At 60.5% G+C, this 17495-nt stretch carries 33 protein-coding genes and 1 tRNA gene; 29 read left to right on the plus strand and 5 right to left on the minus strand.

Annotated features, from left to right (window positions below; genetic code table 11):
• The first annotated feature begins 3 nt into the window (after positions 1-3).
• The 5 genes from AC0AII_RS02890 (at position 4) to AC0AII_RS02910 (ending at position 4499) form a co-directional block, all read left to right on the plus strand.
• Positions 4-2124: a tetratricopeptide repeat protein gene (locus AC0AII_RS02890; protein WP_490446019.1), complete on the plus strand. Its 2121-nt coding sequence runs from the start codon at positions 4-6 to the stop codon at positions 2122-2124.
• Positions 2124-3185: an HAD-IIA family hydrolase gene (locus AC0AII_RS02895; protein WP_490446020.1), complete on the plus strand. Its 1062-nt coding sequence runs from the start codon at positions 2124-2126 to the stop codon at positions 3183-3185. The genes AC0AII_RS02890 and AC0AII_RS02895 overlap by 1 nt, the downstream gene beginning before the upstream one ends.
• A 5-nt stretch (positions 3186-3190) precedes the next feature.
• Positions 3191-3511: a hypothetical protein gene (locus tag AC0AII_RS02900; RefSeq protein WP_490446021.1), complete on the plus strand. Its 321-nt coding sequence runs from the start codon at positions 3191-3193 to the stop codon at positions 3509-3511.
• Positions 3512-3558: 47 nt separating this feature from the next.
• Positions 3559-4317: a TlyA family RNA methyltransferase gene (locus AC0AII_RS02905; RefSeq protein ID WP_490446097.1), complete on the plus strand. Its 759-nt coding sequence runs from the start codon at positions 3559-3561 to the stop codon at positions 4315-4317.
• A gap of 105 nt (positions 4318-4422) precedes the next feature.
• A tRNA-Arg gene (locus AC0AII_RS02910) sits at positions 4423-4499 on the plus strand.
• Between the two features lie 142 nt (positions 4500-4641).
• Here AC0AII_RS02910 and AC0AII_RS02915 read toward each other — a convergent pair.
• From AC0AII_RS02915 to AC0AII_RS02930, 4 genes are all read right to left on the minus strand, one after another.
• Positions 4642-4842, minus strand: coding sequence for a hypothetical protein (locus AC0AII_RS02915; RefSeq protein WP_490446098.1), 201 nt, complete (start codon positions 4840-4842; stop codon positions 4642-4644).
• A 5-nt stretch (positions 4843-4847) separates the two neighbouring features.
• Positions 4848-5213 (minus strand): hypothetical protein, encoded by a 366-nt coding sequence (locus AC0AII_RS02920; RefSeq protein ID WP_490446022.1) that lies wholly within the window; start codon positions 5211-5213, stop codon positions 4848-4850.
• A 72-nt stretch (positions 5214-5285) separates the two neighbouring features.
• Positions 5286-5738, minus strand: a complete 453-nt coding sequence (locus tag AC0AII_RS02925; protein WP_490446023.1) for an ImmA/IrrE family metallo-endopeptidase — start codon at positions 5736-5738, stop codon at positions 5286-5288.
• Positions 5728-6141: a helix-turn-helix domain-containing protein gene (locus AC0AII_RS02930; protein WP_490446024.1), complete on the minus strand. Its 414-nt coding sequence runs from the start codon at positions 6139-6141 to the stop codon at positions 5728-5730. Before AC0AII_RS02930 ends, AC0AII_RS02925 begins: the two co-directional genes overlap by 11 nt.
• Positions 6142-6235: 94 nt before the next feature.
• On the opposite strand from AC0AII_RS02930, the gene AC0AII_RS02935 reads away from it, so the two are divergent.
• Both AC0AII_RS02935 and AC0AII_RS02940 read left to right on the plus strand, forming a co-directional pair.
• Positions 6236-6478 carry a helix-turn-helix domain-containing protein gene (locus tag AC0AII_RS02935; protein WP_490446025.1) on the plus strand — a complete coding sequence of 81 codons (243 nt, stop codon included), beginning with the start codon at positions 6236-6238 and terminating at the stop codon, positions 6476-6478.
• 14 nt (positions 6479-6492) lie between these two features.
• A complete protein-coding gene (locus AC0AII_RS02940; RefSeq protein ID WP_490446026.1) occupies positions 6493-6648 on the plus strand; it encodes a hypothetical protein in 156 nt (51 codons plus the stop codon).
• Here AC0AII_RS02940 and AC0AII_RS02945 read toward each other — a convergent pair.
• A complete protein-coding gene (locus tag AC0AII_RS02945) occupies positions 6645-7376 on the minus strand; it encodes a hypothetical protein (protein WP_490446027.1) in 732 nt (243 codons plus the stop codon). The genes AC0AII_RS02940 and AC0AII_RS02945 overlap by 4 nt on opposite strands.
• Positions 7377-7448: 72 nt before the next feature.
• On the opposite strand from AC0AII_RS02945, the gene AC0AII_RS02950 reads away from it, so the two are divergent.
• The 22 genes from AC0AII_RS02950 to AC0AII_RS03055 all read left to right on the plus strand — a co-directional run bounded on the left by AC0AII_RS02950 (position 7449) and on the right by AC0AII_RS03055 (position 17486).
• Positions 7449-8270 carry a BRO family protein gene (locus AC0AII_RS02950; protein ID WP_490446028.1) on the plus strand — a complete coding sequence of 274 codons (822 nt, stop codon included), beginning with the start codon at positions 7449-7451 and terminating at the stop codon, positions 8268-8270.
• A complete protein-coding gene (locus AC0AII_RS02955; RefSeq protein ID WP_490446029.1) occupies positions 8267-8515 on the plus strand; it encodes a hypothetical protein in 249 nt (82 codons plus the stop codon). Before AC0AII_RS02950 ends, AC0AII_RS02955 begins: the two co-directional genes overlap by 4 nt.
• Positions 8516-8586: 71 nt before the next feature.
• On the plus strand, positions 8587-8844 hold the full coding sequence (locus tag AC0AII_RS02960; RefSeq protein WP_490446030.1) for a DivIVA domain-containing protein: 258 nt from the start codon (positions 8587-8589) through the stop codon (positions 8842-8844).
• The gene (locus AC0AII_RS02965) at positions 8837-9556 is read left to right on the plus strand and encodes a hypothetical protein (protein WP_490446031.1); all 720 of its coding nucleotides are present in this window, start codon (positions 8837-8839) and stop codon (positions 9554-9556) included. The genes AC0AII_RS02960 and AC0AII_RS02965 overlap by 8 nt, the downstream gene beginning before the upstream one ends.
• A complete protein-coding gene (locus tag AC0AII_RS02970) occupies positions 9556-10185 on the plus strand; it encodes a hypothetical protein (protein WP_490446032.1) in 630 nt (209 codons plus the stop codon). The genes AC0AII_RS02965 and AC0AII_RS02970 overlap by 1 nt, the downstream gene beginning before the upstream one ends.
• Positions 10185-10394 (plus strand): hypothetical protein, encoded by a 210-nt coding sequence (locus AC0AII_RS02975; RefSeq protein WP_490446033.1) that lies wholly within the window; start codon positions 10185-10187, stop codon positions 10392-10394. The genes AC0AII_RS02970 and AC0AII_RS02975 overlap by 1 nt, the downstream gene beginning before the upstream one ends.
• The gene (locus AC0AII_RS02980; protein ID WP_490446034.1) at positions 10394-10603 is read left to right on the plus strand and encodes a hypothetical protein; all 210 of its coding nucleotides are present in this window, start codon (positions 10394-10396) and stop codon (positions 10601-10603) included. The genes AC0AII_RS02975 and AC0AII_RS02980 overlap by 1 nt, the downstream gene beginning before the upstream one ends.
• Positions 10600-10749: a hypothetical protein gene (locus AC0AII_RS02985; protein WP_490446035.1), complete on the plus strand. Its 150-nt coding sequence runs from the start codon at positions 10600-10602 to the stop codon at positions 10747-10749. Before AC0AII_RS02980 ends, AC0AII_RS02985 begins: the two co-directional genes overlap by 4 nt.
• A 210-nt stretch (positions 10750-10959) precedes the next feature.
• Positions 10960-11463, plus strand: coding sequence for a single-stranded DNA-binding protein (locus tag AC0AII_RS02990; protein WP_490446036.1), 504 nt, complete (start codon positions 10960-10962; stop codon positions 11461-11463).
• A gap of 18 nt (positions 11464-11481) precedes the next feature.
• The gene (locus tag AC0AII_RS02995; protein WP_490446037.1) at positions 11482-11859 is read left to right on the plus strand and encodes a putative PDDEXK endonuclease; all 378 of its coding nucleotides are present in this window, start codon (positions 11482-11484) and stop codon (positions 11857-11859) included.
• On the plus strand, positions 11852-12253 hold the full coding sequence (locus tag AC0AII_RS03000; RefSeq protein ID WP_490446038.1) for a DUF2493 domain-containing protein: 402 nt from the start codon (positions 11852-11854) through the stop codon (positions 12251-12253). Before AC0AII_RS02995 ends, AC0AII_RS03000 begins: the two co-directional genes overlap by 8 nt.
• A complete protein-coding gene (locus AC0AII_RS03005) occupies positions 12250-13368 on the plus strand; it encodes a DNA cytosine methyltransferase (protein ID WP_490446039.1) in 1119 nt (372 codons plus the stop codon). The genes AC0AII_RS03000 and AC0AII_RS03005 overlap by 4 nt, the downstream gene beginning before the upstream one ends.
• Positions 13369-13437: 69 nt before the next feature.
• The gene (locus AC0AII_RS03010) at positions 13438-13830 is read left to right on the plus strand and encodes a hypothetical protein (protein ID WP_490446040.1); all 393 of its coding nucleotides are present in this window, start codon (positions 13438-13440) and stop codon (positions 13828-13830) included.
• On the plus strand, positions 13820-14704 hold the full coding sequence (locus tag AC0AII_RS03015) for a hypothetical protein (RefSeq protein ID WP_490446041.1): 885 nt from the start codon (positions 13820-13822) through the stop codon (positions 14702-14704). The genes AC0AII_RS03010 and AC0AII_RS03015 overlap by 11 nt, the downstream gene beginning before the upstream one ends.
• Positions 14701-15213: a hypothetical protein gene (locus AC0AII_RS03020; RefSeq protein ID WP_490446042.1), complete on the plus strand. Its 513-nt coding sequence runs from the start codon at positions 14701-14703 to the stop codon at positions 15211-15213. The genes AC0AII_RS03015 and AC0AII_RS03020 overlap by 4 nt, the downstream gene beginning before the upstream one ends.
• Entirely contained in the window at positions 15210-15488 is a 279-nt protein-coding gene (locus AC0AII_RS03025; protein ID WP_490446043.1) for a hypothetical protein, read from the plus strand. Before AC0AII_RS03020 ends, AC0AII_RS03025 begins: the two co-directional genes overlap by 4 nt.
• Entirely contained in the window at positions 15485-15745 is a 261-nt protein-coding gene (locus AC0AII_RS03030; protein ID WP_490446044.1) for a hypothetical protein, read from the plus strand. Before AC0AII_RS03025 ends, AC0AII_RS03030 begins: the two co-directional genes overlap by 4 nt.
• Positions 15742-15996, plus strand: a complete 255-nt coding sequence (locus AC0AII_RS03035; RefSeq protein ID WP_490446045.1) for a hypothetical protein — start codon at positions 15742-15744, stop codon at positions 15994-15996. Before AC0AII_RS03030 ends, AC0AII_RS03035 begins: the two co-directional genes overlap by 4 nt.
• Positions 15993-16178: a hypothetical protein gene (locus AC0AII_RS03040; protein WP_490446046.1), complete on the plus strand. Its 186-nt coding sequence runs from the start codon at positions 15993-15995 to the stop codon at positions 16176-16178. The genes AC0AII_RS03035 and AC0AII_RS03040 overlap by 4 nt, the downstream gene beginning before the upstream one ends.
• Complete coding sequence (locus AC0AII_RS03045; protein WP_490446047.1) at positions 16175-16498, plus strand: hypothetical protein; 324 nt, start codon at positions 16175-16177, stop codon at positions 16496-16498. Before AC0AII_RS03040 ends, AC0AII_RS03045 begins: the two co-directional genes overlap by 4 nt.
• The gene (locus AC0AII_RS03050; RefSeq protein ID WP_490446048.1) at positions 16495-16749 is read left to right on the plus strand and encodes a hypothetical protein; all 255 of its coding nucleotides are present in this window, start codon (positions 16495-16497) and stop codon (positions 16747-16749) included. Before AC0AII_RS03045 ends, AC0AII_RS03050 begins: the two co-directional genes overlap by 4 nt.
• Before the next feature lie 101 nt (positions 16750-16850).
• The gene (locus AC0AII_RS03055) at positions 16851-17486 is read left to right on the plus strand and encodes a hypothetical protein (protein ID WP_490446049.1); all 636 of its coding nucleotides are present in this window, start codon (positions 16851-16853) and stop codon (positions 17484-17486) included.
• Positions 17487-17495 lie beyond the last annotated feature (9 nt).

Raw genomic sequence — 17495 nt, forward strand, 5'->3', positions numbered from 1 at the left:
CTGATGGCAGAAGAACACAATCATTCCCGGGGCGATCGCGGACGGGGCCGGGGCGGTTCGCGCCCAGAAGGCTTCCGGTCGGGCGGCCGTCGCTCTTCGGGCTTCCACAAGGGCGGTTCGCACTCGGGCGGATACCGCTCCGGAGGCTACCGTTCGGGAGGGCACCGTTCCGGCAACTTCCACAACCATGACAGTGAGGGCGGCGAGGAGCGTCGTTCCGAGAACAGGAATGGCCAGCGGCCCTTCCGCGGGCGCAGGAACGATCGATTCGACCGGGACCATCGCGGATACAGGCATGATCGTCAGGATGGCCACGGCGGCTTCCGCAGGGATTCCGACCAGGATCGCCACGGCCGTCGGCGGGATGGCGACCGTCCACGTCGCGACTTCCATGCCAATGGGCACGGCGGATACGGGCATCATGATCATGACAACGACCGCGGTCGGTCGGGGTATGGCGATCGTCGTTCCGAGCGCGGCTACCAGCGGCATGACCGTGACCGTGATCGTGGACAGGGCTTCCACGGGGACCGCCGTCGAGGCGACGACCGGAGGTTTGATCGTCGGCAGGATGAGCGGTCCGGCGGGGATCGTCCATGGAACAATCGTTCCCGGGATGACCGTCCACGCCACGACCGTTCACATGGGGACCGTCCCTACGGCAACCGCTCCTACGGCGACCGTTCCCGTGATGACCATCGTCAAGGCGGCTATCGGGGCGACCGCTACCATAGCGACCGCTACCAGGGCCAGCGTGGCCGCGATGACCGTCGCCATGACGACCGCCGCGGGACTTATCAGCGTGACCGCCAGAATGGCTATGACCGCGGTCGCCGCAACTCAGACGGGACCATTTCCTACCCATCGCAGAACCCCTACACGGATCGTCGGCCTGGAGAGCCCAAGATGCCCAAGGGCCTGGAGTGGTCCATGCTCTCCAAGGATGATCGCCTGCGCCTGCGCGGACTGAGCAAGGAGCATGCTGAGAACATTGGTCTGCACATCCTGGCCGCCTACGCGCTGGAGGAGACCGATCCCCAGGGGGCTCTGGCTCATGCCAAGTGGGCTGCCCGGCAGGCCTCGCGGATCGATCTCGCTCGTGAGACGCTGGCTCTGGTGGCCTACCGTCAAGGCGACTACAAGCTTGCCTTGAAGGAGTTCCGCACTGCACACCGCATGAACGGCTATTCCGATTACCTGCCCTTCATCGCCGACTGCGAGCGTGGTCTGGGCAATCCCCGCAAGGCCATTGAGGAGGCCACCTCTGAGGAGGGCAGCCAGCTCAAGGGCGAGTCCAAGGCGGAGATGTTCCTGGTCTATGCCGGAGCCTTGGGCGATCTGGGCTTGTGGGACAAGGCCATCGAGACCGTTCAGGCCTTGGCCAAGGCCCGTGGGCTCAGCGGCGACTACCGGATGCGTGCCGTGCAGGCCGAGCAGAACTTCCTCGAACAGGCTGGTCGCAGCCAGGAGGCCATGGAGCTGGAACCCCTGCTGGATCGGCTGGAAGCGGAGTATGCCGACGAGGATGAGGACGAGGATGGCCAGAAGGACGGACAGTCCGAGGAGATCCTGATCGACTACGACCTGGAGCACCTGGATTCGGCCATGATGGAGGATCTCTCCATCGACCCGGATGGCGGCGAGGATGACTCGGATGAGGCTGAAGCTGAGACTGAGACTGAGGCCGCCGAGTCTGATGTCACCGATGCATCCGATCAGGGTGCCGATGACAGCGAGGTTGAGGAATCTCCTGAATCAACAGCTTCGAACGATTCACCGGACTCAACTGACACTGGTGACTCGGCTGACTCGGCTGACTCATCTGATTCAGCTGGTTCATCCGAAATGCCGGAATCTGAAATACAGGAATCGTCAGATGCTGTGGAGCAACCCGGTGTAGATCCTTCTAACCTTGATGTGCAAACTTCGAGCGATGGTTCTCAAATCGACCAGACTGGTGACGAAACCGGCACAGCTGTTGCCGATGAACCGGCTGCTGACGACGGTGATGTGTCTGTCCAGGACGCAGGATCCGAGACCGATACTGCGGATCATCAAGATGAACAGGCCAAAGATGAGCAGGTCAATGAGCCCGATACGTCTGATGAAACTAGGACCGAATAGTGACTGTTTTCCTCAAAGGTACTGAAGACGCTCCGGCAAAGATCTACCATTTGGCCCTGCTGGATTTGGACGGGGTGGTCTATCGGGGCGCTGATCCTGTCGAGCATGCGGCTGAGGGCATCGACCGTGCTCAGACGCTCGGCATGCGCATGGCCTACACCACTAACAACGCATCCCGGTTCCCCCATGTGGTGGCCGATCAGCTGCGCGGGTTCGGGCTGACCCTGGACGATGGCCAGGTCATCACCTCGGCCGTAGTCGCCGCACGAATGCTGCGCCGACATTTGCAGGAGGGCGCTAGGGTGCTGGTCATCGGATCCGATCATCTACGTGATCAGATCCGCATCAACGGAATGGTGCCGGTAGACAAGGCTGCAGATCAGCCAGAGGCCGTCATTCAGGCCTGGTATCCCGAGCTGAGCTGGCAGGACCTGGCCCAGGCCTCCTTTGCCATCGAAGGCGGTGCACGCTACTTCACTACCAACAAGGATCAGACCTTGCCCCGCGAAGGTGGCATGGCACCCGGGAATGGGGCCATGCTCCAAGCGGTGATTCTGGCTACTGGCAAGCGACCGGAGGACTCAGCCGGGAAGCCGGAATCGGCCATGTACGATGAGGCTCGGCAGCTCTTGGCCGGCGACCAGAAGATCTTGGACATCGGCCGATGCCTGCCCGTGGGCGATCGTCTGGACACCGACATCGAGGCAGCCAACCGGGGCGGGTACGACTCCATGCTCGTCCTGACGGGTGTGGCCCGAACACCCGCCATTCTGACTGCACCGGCCAAATGGCGGCCAACCTATCTGGCTGAAGACCTGCGTGGCCTCACTGCGCCGCAACCTCAGCCCAGTAAGGAGGCCGACCAGACCTGGCACTGCGGAGGCCAAACCGCAAAGGTGGGTGACGACGGGCATGTCACTTTGCGTGCTCTTGAGGGTAGCGGCGATCCCCTGTCCGATCTGGATGCTGTGCGAGCCTGCGCCTGTGCGCTCTGGGAGTACCAGGATCGTGGTGGAGACATGGACGCGCTGAATCTGCCCGCCTTCGTCGTAGGGGCATAGCGGCCATGTCGGAAGAGGTCAAGCCCGGACAGCTGGGAGCGAGTGGACCATCCCAGGAATCCAATCACTACGGGCTACCTGAGCAGTCCGGCCAGAATGAGCAGTCTGTAGAGTCTGAGCCTTCTGGACGGTCCTCACAGACAGACGATGAGGGTACGACTGCGTCAGCTCCTGAGGAGCCCATGGACAAGCAAGCCATGGCCCCTCTTTTGGCGCGCTTCCCTGAATTAGCGGAATTGGATGATCTGGATGATGCCCAACAGGTTGAGCTGCTCGGCAAGGTGCTGACCGGGCTCCAGCAGGACCTGAACCGGGAGGGCAAGTGAACGATGAGGACACAGTCGTCAGCGCTGGGGACGGTCGTCGAAGGACTGTGGCCTACACCCGCGACCGGCTTGACCGTATCCTGCCTGCACAGGGGCTGACGGATTCGCGTGCCAGAGCCCAGGCGCTGATTCGTCAGGGCCGGGTTATGGTTAACGATCACCTGGTATCAAGGCCTGCTCAGATCGTCCAGCCAGGCGATGTGATTCTTCTGGACCCGGGCGATGACTATGCTTCTCGGGGAGCGCTGAAGCTGGAGGGTGCTCTGACGACTTTTGCGGCGCAAGGGATGTCCGATCCGCAGGACAGGCTCTGCCTCGATATCGGGGCTTCTACGGGCGGTTTCACTGATGTTCTGCTCAGACACGGTGCCAAGAGAGTTATCGCCCTCGATGTGGGCCACGGGCAGTTGCTTGAACGGATTGCCGCTGACCCTAGGGTAATTGACATGAGCGGTGTCAACATACGCAAAGTCCAGCCGGGCGACCTGCCTTATCGTCCGGAATATGTTGTCTCGGATGTGTCCTTCATCTCGTTGACCTATGTCATTCCCGTACTGCCAGGGTTGCTGGCGCCTGATGCCAACTGCTTGTTGCTGGTCAAGCCCCAGTTCGAGGTCGGACGTAGTCTGCTGGGCCACCATGGCATAGTGACCGATGAGGACCGCAGGCAAGAGGCCCTGGAGCGTGTCCTGGCCTGTGCACGCGAGCAGGGATTCGCTGTACGTGCCACTATGCCATCGCCCATAACCGGAGCCCATGGCAACGTGGAATATCTGCTCTGGCTGTCTTGGTCCCAGTCGGACTGAAGCCCGTGGTTTCCCGCTTCCCGTGCGACACACCAGACTGGACAGAATCCACAATTGCGGTAGTATAAATGAGTTGTCAAAACGAGTTCCTCGTCAAGACGACATGCGCCAGTAGCCCAACGGATTAGAGCAGCTGACTACGGATCAGCAGGTTGCAGGTTCGAATCCTGTCTGGCGCACCACACGAAAGCCCTACAGCCGCAAAGGCTGCGGGGCTTTTCCATTGCTTGCGGAGTTTCCCCAAAACACGATTTTGTTGGATATTTGTTGGATAAAAGTACCTGCAAAAGAAAAGCCCCGCCGAAGCAGGGCCGATCATCTTCTTTACTTGAACAGGTCCCAGAGGCTGAACGTGGTCTTCCGGTAGATCTTGTTGTAGGCGGCTTTCCTGGGGTTCCGTATCCACCCCATGCCCTTCCTCCCGTATCCGGGGATGAGGGCCTTCTTCGCCTGCCGCTTCCACTTGCCCGTGGTCCTGGCCTTGAGCGAGCGGCTGGGACTGGGCGTGCGCATACCGAACTTCATTACCGTCACTTCTCTTGGTCTTCTATGGTAAGCATGACATTTTGCCCGGTAGAAGATATGCCTATGCTGTATCCATTTTTTTCCAAATACCCGCTGCCGTTGTCTTGCACCTGGTTATTCAGCTCGTCAGCGGTAACGCCGACGGTTTTTGTGATGCATGAAAGGCCAGGCAAAGGCTCCGGGCTTGAGCTCGGCTCCAATTCAGATATGTACAGTATGCTGTTCTCTTTTTTGTTGTACTGGATGGCATCGGATGCTTTGCTGCATTCGGCGTTGAGCCGCTGTACTGCATCGGAGCTCTGTCCTCCGCATGCAGCGAGCGAGACTAATGCGCATACCGCCAGGAGCAGCGAGGTCAATTTCTTGACCATGTGATTCCTTTCGTCTTCTGTGACTATCAGCAGGCTACCAGTTGTTCTGTACGGAGATCTTGCTTGTGGGGATTAGCTCCGTGCTTTGCAGTGCATGTGGCTTGAATCGAGTATGCGCTGGTAGTCCTGGATGATTTGGAGGGTGACGTCGAGTTCGCAGGCGATCTGGTAGGGGTCGCCTTCGTACATGGCTTCGGCTGTCTGGTATTCGAATGGGTTGACGAGTTTCAAAGCGGTTTCGCGTCGTGCCCTACGTTCTAGACGTGCTCCGAATATGCCGTTCCTGGTGGAGTCGGCGTGCTGCCAGTGGATGAGCTCGTGGACGAGGGTGCAGCGTTTCTGGCAGTAGATAAGCTGCCTGTCGATGAGAATGGTCCTGGTGGCTTCATCGTAGAAGCCGGTCATGCCTGCCGGCAGGAGCGCGCTGCCGATGGTGACGTTCAGGGTGTCGGCGTAGTGGCGCATCTGCCCGTACGTCATCGTCGACGTCAGGCCGTCCAGGAGCCTTGGGCTCTTATCTGCCATCGCCGCCTTCTGCCTCCTTCTCCTTGTTGGGATCGTTCATAGCCGCCAGTGTCTGGTCGCCGGCCTTGACCTTGTCCAGCACGTAGGCGACCTTCTCATCCTCGGGAAGCTGGGAGGGATCCACAGCCAGAGGAGGATAGGGGCCGAGGTCTTCCGTCATACGTTGCTCGGCCCTGCGGATGACCACGGTGATGTCCATACCGATGTAGTCGCAGATCTTATTGGCAACTGCTACGTCTATCGGAGGCTTCGCATTCAGCCAGTTCGACATTGCGGATCTTGCATGGCCCAGGGCATCCGCCACCTTGCCTTGGCTGTATCCGTGTGAGGCTATGGCCCCCTTCAGCTCGGCACCAACATATTTGCTGAACAGCATCGCCCTTTTTTGAATGATATTGGTCATACAAGTACTATACACCAGTTTTGACGAATGGCATTAGCCAAATCCATCACAATTTGCGTTGACTGATTCGTTATAGACCATTACTGTTAGTCATATGAAGTACAGTGATATCAATCAAAGAATTGCGAGCAGGGTCGATGCAGCAATCAAGGCGTCTGGAATCAAGAAGGTCGCCTTGTCGGAAAAGACCGGGATGCCAAGTAGCACTCTCAATTCAAAACTACGCGCTTATACGCCGTTCACGGTTGAGGAAGTCTTCCGTATTGCAGAGGTCATCAGTTGCGATCCGATCCTGCTGCTATCCGATAAGCCTCAAGATCAGAAGCTGGCGGCGTGATGTGGAGGATTGCTATGGCGAGGCTGTTGGATGCTTTGGGGCATCAGGCTGTGTGGCTGGTTGCCTTGGGTTTTTGGCTATGGCATCCGGAATGGGTGGACGGTCCGATGATGCTCATCTGGCTGCTGGTGGCCATCATCATGGAATTGTGCTTCGACGAGGATGCCTAGAGGTTGAGCTTTACATGGAATATCTCATATGCCAAAAGGACGACCGCTCCAAGCAGGCCGCTTGTCAATACTCTTGTGGCGACTGTCGGGAAGAGTTGCGTCTTGAGCCAACTGGCCGTTTTGTCCCTGAAGGACTCTTCGTGTACGGGCTTTTCGTCACTTTCTATCGGTATGACCGGATAATGGGCTTTGATTTCGTCCGGGGTGAGTTCGACCGTCTCATTGGTGATGAGATCTATGAGCATGGAGTTGGGCCCGTTCGGAATCGGATGGTAGTTAATGCGGGACGCAGGGACAGATCCGTTGCTGTTGTTGAAGAAGTAGCCTGTTTCCGGCCACGCAATGTGTGGCGATTCCTCTGTTGCGCTAGGTTTCACGGTTATTTCCACACGACTGCGGTCGGCTCTATTGAGGTTGCGAATCAGATGGGGAAGCTGTTCAAGGTCAGGATTGGCTTTGGTGACGTCCTGCTTTTGTCCGATGTCGATGATTACCCGTTTGGGGTATCCTGTTTCGAATTCCTGGAGTTCGCGGACGAAACGCACAAAGGATGTGACGTCTGGAAATCTGCGCGGCTTACGGAAAGCCTCGGATTCGGTGATGTTCCCTTCTCTGACTGTCAGGACGTCGTGTTTCTCATACCATTCCTCCTGGAGGTGATCAGCCTTCTTCCTGAGCCTATCTATCCTCGCTTCCTTGCTGAAATATCGGCGGAAATGCGAGTGCATGAATCGACCCCTTCATCAGAAGAAAATGCCGCAGCTGCAACTGCGGCGATGACAAAGAATTGAGGTATTGCAATGTCAACTGACATTATACAGCCCTTTGATTTTAAGGGCCATCAAGTAAGGACGCTCACGTTTGAGACGGGGCAGACCTGGTGGGTGCTCAAGGATGTGTGTGATGCGCTTGAGCTCACCAACCCAAGTAGGGTGGCGCAGCGTTTGGACTCTGACGAGGTGACCAAGTTTGACCCTAAGGCTGGGTTAGGGTCACGCAGCAACGAGCCAGTGAACATAGTTAACGAGTCTGGTCTGTACAAGATCGTGCTCCGATCGGACAAGCCACAGGCCAGGGAGTTTCAACGCTGGGTCACTCATGATGTGCTGCCTTCTGTCCGTCGGCATGGCGCGTACATGTCTGAGGATGTGGTTGCCCGCACCCTGTCGGATCCGGATTATCTGATCCGTCTGGCTACCGCTCTTAAGGATGAGCGTGCGGCCAGGGCCGTGGCCGAGAAGCAGGTGGGCGAATTGCAGCCCAAGGCCAAGGCTTTGGACCTGCTGGCTGACGCTTCCGGCTCCTATTCGGTTGCCGAGGCGGCGAAGATGCTCAGCGGTGCCGGCTGCACTATGCGCGTCAGGGATCTGGCTGACTGGCTGTCCTCTTACGGCTGGGTGTACTGGCGTGACGGGCACTGGGTCGCATCCCAGATGCGGGTGAATGCGGGCCATCTGATGATGCGCGCCTATGAAAGCACCGGCCGGCTCAAGGACGGCTCTACGTTCGCGTTCGCCCCGCAGGTGAGGGTGACCGCCAAGGGATTGAGCCTGATCGCCAGGCATGTCAGCCAGGACCGGCTCGACGCCGTCCAAAGCAAGGATCTGAGGAGGGCCGCATGAGCAGGGATAAGGATCCTCTCAAGGCCGAGTTTATCAGCTCGTCCATCCGGCAGGGCCACTTGTTCTACAACCCCGACGACATCAAGCGAATGCTGGGCGGCATCCCTGACGGCCAGTTCGACAAGATAGCACGCGGGCATGGCCGGAAGATCGGCAATGGCAAGTTTTACACGCCTGATGAGGTGTGGGATATGCGCGAGGAGCTGCGTGACCCGGTGAAGGTGGTGCCCGATGACTCCCGATGAGCTGGCTCAGCTGGAGCTGGAGCGTCTTGACCCGGCGACTCGTGCCCTCTATGGGCTGGGGGGTGGGTCTGATGACTCTGATCACACCCCATGAGATCAGGTCCTGGCGGTTCACGACGCGGGGCATTCTGCATCAAAGTTATGACGCTGATGAGGTGGATGACCTGCTGGATGATGCGGCGGACAGTCTGGAACAGGTGAGCCTGTGGGCGCTGATCACCCACTCCAGGATGCACGCCCTGCAGGCCGGACATCAACACCGTCGGCGCTCGCTGAAGAGACGACGGATGGCAATCAAAAACAATCGTAAAAGGAAGAACTATGAGTGAGGAATGGTATAGCCGCCTGAATGCCGATGAGATCAACGGCAAGCATGTGCGGGTGCGCATCGATGATGACACGGTGATCGAGAGTTATCTCGTCTATGACGATCAGGGCGGGTGCGTACGGCTGGGCGACAGTGTCCTGCCGCTGCCTTGGGAGTCCAAGTCCCATAAGGTGTTTCCGAGCCCTGCTGTGCTCACGTATGAAGATGATGAGTGCCTGTATCCGCTCCAAGGGGTCGAGTCTATCGACCTGGTGTGGGATGAGCGTGACTGGGATCGGATCGATGTCAAGGATGTACGCCATGGGGACGCTGTGGTGGTCAATGGTCGGCTCTGCACCGTGGATAAGGCTTGGCCGGGTGATTACCATCCGCAGGTGGTCACGGATACTCCCGGCCGCATGCTCGTCGACCTGAGCCTGATCCCATTTGCTTTGCGTCGCAAGGTGAATGTACCCGCCAAGCCAGGTTTTTACAAGGATACGCTGGGCGAGTTTTGGGCCAGGGCTGCGAAGTCGAAGGATGACGGGCCTTGGCGGTCCGTGGAGCCTGATGCCCTCGATCAGCCGGCCAAGAGCGATAAGTATATGGCCAACCTGATGCCTTTGACCCCGGTGCATTTTGTGGATGGGAGAGCGCCTGAGCCCGGCGACGAGCTGGCATCGGTCATGAGAGTGACCTCTAAGGGTGTCACGTTTACGACGGAGGCCGCGTGATGAGCGAGCCGTTTCTGACTCAGTGGCAGTTGCCGGTCTACCTGCCCCAGGTGCGTCAGTTGGTGTCCTGGGTGCATGGCATGGGACACCGGTATCCGCACCTGCATCGCATCGCCAAGGTCGGCGACTACGCATACTTCTCGAATAAATATTTGGTGATCCGCTGGGACGTGCATGGGCTGAAGGTGCCGGACGGCGGCTGGATCAGCCTTGACCGCGACCGGGATGAAGCCAACGCGACGCCGGACACGAAGACGAACATGGCCGACTGGTGCAGGGCGGTAAGACCCGGCTCCTGGTGGGACCTGCTGGACAAGACTCGGTGGCGCAAGCCCGACGGGGCCTGGTATCCGGGTGCCGTCCCCAAGTATTTCAAACGCGCCGGCACGGCATGCGCGCCGACCTGCTTCGATGCCCGCCAGTTGGCTGGCGTGAGCCTGATGGTCAGGCCCAACAAGGATGCGCCGATCATCCTGGCCCCTACCGTGGGCGGCGAACGTTCGGGCCAGCACTGCTGGTGGGTGATGAGCAGCGACGAGCGCGTAGCCGGCCTGATCATGCCGCGGCTGATCAAGAGTGAGAATTTCAATCTGCCAAAACCCTATGAGACTGACGGGAGTGACGAGTGATGGCACAGATACCTACCGCTTTGGGCATCTATGAGGACATGGACGGCAATCGCCTGGCCAAATACGAGACGGGGAAGGACAAGTGGGTGATGGTCTCCGCCAGCAGCTTTGCCAGCCACATAAAGCAGCTCTCCTGCAGTTTTGCCAGCGACGAGGATGTGGCTGATCACCTGCCTCTCAAATCCGTGTCGGACGGGAGGGCCGAGTGATGGCATCCATCCCGAGCGATGTGGGCGTGTATGAGGACAAGGACGGCGACCTGTGGATCCGTTTCAAGCCCGCCAAGAACTACTGGGTCCATTTGACCAAGTGGCACCCAACCCCGGGTGATGAGGACTGGCTGTCCGAATTCGTCCTTGACGAGGAAGTGGCGGATCACCTGCCGCTCAAGTGTGTTTCACGGATGGCGGGACGATGATGAGATGGCTGTTCGCGGCCGCCGTCTGCGGCACGATGGGCTTGTTCAGCACCATCTGGACCCTCGTATACCCGCAGCTGGGCCTGGTCGACCTGGCGACGCTGGCCGGCTTCGGCTGGTGCCTGGAGAGAGGCGAGCGCTCATGAGCCTGCCGATAAGGGGCGACTGCCCGTGTGCCGCCTGCGCGCACCTCACGTCGGGCGTGTGCGACCGGTGCCATTCATCCTCATGCGCTCGCGCGCAGTGGCACGGGTACATGTGCAATGCCGAGGCGGAGGATCTGCACCGCACGACCAGGCGGTATCAGCACGCGGATGATCCGATAAATTTCAAGCCTTTCAGATGGAGGAAGTGATATGGCTGGAGACACGTACATCACGGTGGTGGGCAATCTGACGGCCGACCCGGTGCTGCGCACCACGTCCAACGGGGGCACGGTGGCGAACCTGACCATCGCATCCACACCCAGACAGTACGACAGGAACACAAACCAATGGGAGGACGGTGAGGCGCTGTTCATGCGCTGCTCGGCCTGGGACTCCACCTACAGTCCCATGGCTTCGAACATCCAGGCCAGCCTGGCCAAGGGGATGCGGGTGATCGCCCACGGCAGGCTGGTGCAACGCTCCTACCAGGACCGTGACGGCAACAACAGGACCACGTTCGAGCTGCACCTGGACGAGATAGGGCCGGCGCTGACCAGGAACACCGCCCAGGTGACTAGGAACACCAACACCAACGCGAACAGCAACGGCAACAGCGGCCGGCAGTCGCAGGGCACGTCCCTGCCTCCGCGGGACCCATGGGCCGGACCGGAAGACGACAGGGGAGGATCAGGCGATGACGAGCCCGAATTCTGACCACGAGAGGGAGCAGTCATGAGCCGGCAGAAGGACAAAGGCACCAGATACGAGACCGCCGTCCTGGACTACCTACGCGCCCGTATCGGCGACCCGGAGGGCATGATCCACCGGGAGGCCCTCCACGGCAACGCTGACGAGGGCGACATCAAAGGCCTGTACATCCACACCAGGAGCCTGATCCTCGAATGCAAGAACAAGAAACGCTTCGCGCTCGCGGACTGGATGAACCAGGCCAGGCAGGAGGCGGCGAACGCAGGGGCCGACTACGGGATGGTGGTCTTCCACCGTCCCGGCAGGGGCGGCAAGCGGATGCGCGACCAGTACGTGCTCATGGACCTGGACACCCTGGCCCGGCTCGCAGGAGCGCCAGACGAGGAGGCCGGCCATGAGTGACCTGCGCATCATCGTCACTGGCGGACGCAGGCGGGACTCCCAGGACGACTACACCAGGATGGTCAACATCCTGGTCGACATCGACGAGTACTGGTGCCGTGCGGTGGACTTGGTCATCATTCAGGGCGGTTGCCCTGATGGGGTAGACGCGTTGGCCCGAAGATTCGCCAAGGAATATGGTGTGCCTTTGGAAACATACCCTGCGGACTTCAAACGGCACCCCCGGGACGCTGTGGAGGTCAGCAATCAGACCATGGTCGACCATGGGGCGCACTTGTGCCTGGCCTTCCCCAACGCGCTCGCGGACGGCCCGAGTCTGGGCACTTGGGACATGATCCGGCGTGCTGTGGCTGCGGACATCGAGACCAGGATCTACCCGGAGGCCTCGTCATGAGGTATGTGAGTGTTTTCAGCGGCATTGAGGCGGCTTCCGTGGCCTGGGGTTCGCTGGGCTGGGAGCCGGTGGCGTTCAGCGAGGTCGAGGCCTTCCCCAGCGCCGTCTTAGCGGCCAGGTATCCACGGGTGCCGAATCTCGGCGACATCACCAAGATTGATTGGAGCAAGCATGACGATTGCCATACAGCCGACGTTTTGGTCGGCGGATCCCCTTGCCAGTCCTTCAGTGTCGCAGGGAGCCGGACAGGGCTTGCCGGGGCTTCAGGGCTCATGTGGGAGTATGTGCGCGCAGTACGCGAGCTCATGCCTGCTTGGCTTGTCTGGGAGAACGTACCGGGAGCGCTCAGCAGCTCGCGTGGGGAGGATTTCGGATGCCTGCTCAGAGCCTTGGATGGGCTCGGGTATGGTCTGGCATGGCGGGTACTGGACGCGCAGTACTACGGAGTGGCCCAGCGACGGCGTCGTGTCTACCTTGTCGGCAGTCTTGGAGACCAGCGTGCCGCGGACGTACTCTTTGAGCCCGACTGCCTGCGCTGGGATCATCCGACGGGCCGAGAAAAGAGGCAGGCCCTTGCCCGGCAGGCTCAGAGAAGCGTTGGAGGCGCAGATGGTGGCGGAGGCTGCCTGACCCCTTGGGACACGCAGTCGTCCAGGGTCTACCGGCCTGACGGCGCATGGCCGACCCTGGACGCGAGGGCCCGCTCTGGAGGCGACGGGAGGGCCCTGCTGTGCGCTACGGACGGCGGGGGGCATGCGGCCATCGGAGAGGATCTTGCGCCCACGCTGACCGCCCACGAGGGCAAGAGCGCCAGCTATGTGTTCTCGGGGCAGAATTCCGCGAGGGCCGGCCTGAGCCTTGACGCTGACACCAGCCCTACACTGTCGACGACCAAACAACCGACCGTGTCAGCCCGAAACCTGGTGCGCCGTCTCACGCCCACGGAGTGCGAGCGGCTGCAGGGTTTTCCGGATCAGTGGACCGACGTGCCTTATCGGGGCAGGGAGCATGCGCCTGACAGCCCAAGGTACAAGGCGCTGGGCAACTCGATGGCTGTGCCGGTCATGGCCTGGATCGGGCGACGCATCCAGCAGACGGAGGAGGCCGCGTCATGACCATCGATGATATGCGCGCACTGGTCCTGCTGGCTGCGGCTGTGCTGCTTGCCTGGATGGGAGGGCATCATGACATGGCTTGATGAGCGGACCCTGATGATCGCCCGCATGCTGCGCGAGCCGACCTTCAGCAGGGGCGAGTATGAGCGTCGCCTGCGCTGGGTCAGATCCTCGCTCAGAGTGTGGCCGTCCAGGGATTACCTGCAGGGCCGGCGTGAGGAGAGCAAGCCCATGATCCGTGTCCCCGACTGTCGGCGTCCCATCACGGATCTGACCGGCAGGAGGTTCGGGAGGCTGACCGTGCTCGGGTATGCGGGCAAGCGTGGCGGGGTGATTATGTGGTCCTGCCGGTGCGACTGCGGGCGGACGGGAGTCTACGCCGGCAGCAGCCTGGTCCGTGGCGGCACGCGGTCCTGCGGCTGCCTTCGACACAGGAAAGGAGGCTCGCGTCATGCCGGTTAGAAAGGGTTACGCGAAGCTGTACAACAACTTCTACATGAACGGGAAGATCAAGCAGTTGCGGGCCTGCTGCCCGTCGGCGGTGGGCGCGTTCGTGTTCGCGATTGCCTACTGTTCGGACAACCTTACGGACGGGCGTATCCCTTCCAGGGACATGCGCTACGTGCTGGAGGTCACGGACGAGGAGATCGGGGCGATGTGTGATGCCGGGCTCCTGGAGCAGGACGGCGACGACTATGTGATCCACAACTATATGAAGCGCAACAACAGGCGTGAACAGGTGGAGAAGAAACGGAAGAAGAACGCCGAATACTACCAGAAACGCAAAGTCAGCCAGGAGTCAGACAGCCCGGATGAAGATTCAGACGACATTCAGCCGTCTGAATCCGAACTGAATCGGACAAAACCAAAACCAAAACCAAAAGATTTATCTGACGATAAATCCCCCTACAGCCCCCCAACGGGGGGCGGGAGCGACGACGAACCCGAATACCGGCAGCCCTCCTCGCAGCCCACCCGCGAGTACGAGCAGATCATGAGCATCTACCCGAACCACGACAACCCCGACGACGGATTGAGGGAGCTCAAGCGCGTCCTGCACCGCAAGAGCCCGCACACCAGCTTCGCAGCCCTCCTCAACGGCGCGCAGATCCTCGCCGACGAAGGCAGGGACCCCCAGTACGTGCCCACCCTGGGCAACTGGCTGCGCGCCGGAGGCTGGAAGAACAAACCCAAACCGCGAGCGCGCCATCCAGGCCAGACGGCCAGCCGAAGCCAGCAGAACCTGGACCACAACCGGCAGGTCGTGGCACGCGCCCTGGCCCTGGACCAGGAGCAGGAACGCCAACAGCAGGCAGGAAAGGAGCCGACCGCATGAGCAAGCGGATCAAATACTCGGAAGCGGCCCTGGTGTACGCGAAGATCATGAGCCACCACGGCAACGCCCCCTTCGATGACACGGACGCCAAGCAATTCTGGGATGAGCTGGACGACCGGGTGAACCCCCAGGATGCGCTCGCCGCCGTGGAGCAGTTTTACGGCTCCCATCCGGGAACCGACTGGATGCGCTCGGGCGACGTGAATATCCTCACCAAACGGATGCGTGCGGCCCGCATCCCCGAGCAGGCGCAGATCGGCCGGCTCATGGACCAGGCCGGCATCAGCTCGGACCAGGCGCTCGCCTACCGGAGAAGGCTCATCCGGGAGGCGGAGCAGGGTGTGCCTGTCCAGGAGGCGCACGAATTGGCTGTGGAGGCCGCGCGCCGGCAGGCGATTGAAGCGCCCAAGCCCGCCAAGCCTCGCCCAAAGAGGCACCGCTTCGCCGGCAGGGGTCAGGCGCAGATTGGGGCCATGAGCCTCAAGGACACGTTGGGGGGAGCGGCATGAGCGACCGTGTGCTGACCTACCATCGCCTGGCCTGCGACTGGCCCGACTGCAAGGAAACCACGCAGGACGACCTGTACGACGGCAACGCAACCTACGAGGAGGCCGTCCGCCAATGGGCCTACCAGCCGGACGAGGAGTACAACGACTTTTCCGGCAAGGAGTTCATGCACGACCCGGCCACAGGGCGGGACTACTGCGCTGACCACTGGCATTACGACTATGGCGAAAAATGGCCGCACCGGGTGCCTGGCCCTGACCCGAAGGAGCGGCCATGAGCGACATGACCTTCCTCGGGCATACGCTGGCCTGCGACTGGCCCGGATGCGATCAGACCGCCCATGATGGCGAGTACAGCGCCTGGGAGAGCTACGACAGCGCCGTGATGATGTTCGCCGACCCGGACAACGGCGGCCAATGGCTGCACAAGGACGGCCACGACTACTGCCCCAAGCACTGGCACCTGGACGAGGAGTGCCGGCAGGTCCCAGGGCCCGACACGGAAGATTCAAAAAATTTAGAGGAGGAAGCATGAGGATCGTCAAATACAGACCCCAGTACTGGATGATCGTACTGCAGGCAATGATGATGATGCTCGAAGGCATCAGCATCGGGCTGGCCATCAGCACGCACGAATGGCTGACTGCGATCACGGGCCTATGCTTCGGTGCCGCCATGTGCGGAATCATCGTGGCCTGCATCGCGAGCAGCTATGTCACCACCATCGGGCAGCCAGCAGACGTGGGGCCGGGAGTGAAAGCCACCACGCTAAGGGAGGAGTCATGACCCGTGCCAATCAGCAGGCAAAAGCCCTGCAGGACATCCGCAATCACGTATCCGACGAGGAGCTGAAACGCAAATACGGATACTCGCCGGCCGTGATCGCCGCCATGCGGGCGACGGTCTCGCGTGAGTTACATCAGCAAGCCGCTAGCATCGATATCGACATGGAGGGACCGGAATTTTGAGCCACACAGTAACAAATATCAGCAAGCCGCCACTCAACCCATGGGCACCAGACGACGACCACATCGACCATGTCAGCAAGCCCGAAGAAAGCCGATGGAAGAACGCCAAAGCGTCGCCCAAGACTCTGCCGCAGGCAGATACCATCCTGAAAGGGCTGAGCTTTGAAGAGGATTACTACAGGCAACGGCGCAAGCTGGGGTACGAGGTTGGCATTCTGTTCAACGGCATCAGCGAGTTCTTCCGAGGCTACCGGATGTCGCGGGAACGTCAACGGGAAATTGACACTGTTGAAGCGAGCGAAGAGACGGTCAAATCATGAGAAGTCTGCTAATAGGAATAATTGCTCTGATAATTGTCTGGTTGCCCATCGGCGTAGTCGGCACCATAGCGGCCCTGCTCTACGACTGGGGCCAGGAAGACGACCAGTCCCAGGGATTCCGCGCCTATGCGAAAGACTGGATGGCCACGCAGAGCGGATATGTGAAAGCACATGCTGTCCGCGTCTTTGCCATGGTCTTCAACGTCTTCAGGCAAGCTTTTGGGGCCTTCGGCGTTGGGGGTGGCCGGTGAGCCAAACCAAATGCCCGATCTGCGAGGGCCTGCCGCGAGGCCCGCTGTGCAAGACGCATCGGCATGAGCTCGCCAGGACAATCCACGGACTCAGGCTTGGCATGCATGAGCTCAAGCAGGTGGAGCGGAGGGAGATCCATCACGCATCGCACAGTGGTGGAGCCTCGCATCCGGCCTTCGCACCCATGCCTATCGACATCAGCGCCGCCGACCTGTACGACCAGGTGGAGGACACCATCCAGGACGTGGCCGGCGACATCGGCCTCTGGGGCGGCAAAGCCCCACAGCTGCTCGCCAAACTGGCCGCCAGGATGGGCAGGCTCGCCGACGCGCCAAACAGCGCCAGAGACTACAAGCAGCTGACCCAAGCCCTCCACCGGGTCAGACTGCGCACCACGCCGCCGCAGGATCGGATCATCCACGGGCACTGCCTCAACCCGGAGTGCGGAGCCGACATCACCGGATTGCCCGACGACCAGATGGCCACCTGCCCAGCATGCGGCAGCGTATGGAGCGTGGCAGCCATCAGACAGGCCAGGATGGAGGAGCTCAAAGGCCGGACCATCACCTGCACGCCCAAGGATGCGGCCGACTGGACGCAATGGCAGACCGGCAGAAAGGTCAGCCGGAACCGGGTGGACATGTGGATCAGACGTGGGAAACTGCCCTCGGCAGTGCGAGCGGAAGAGACGGGCAAGTGGGTGTTCGACACCAGTGAGCTCATAGCCTGCGCATAAGCGGCTGTG

The organism is Bifidobacterium sp. VU/mBH4 (B4), from assembly GCF_058199535.1.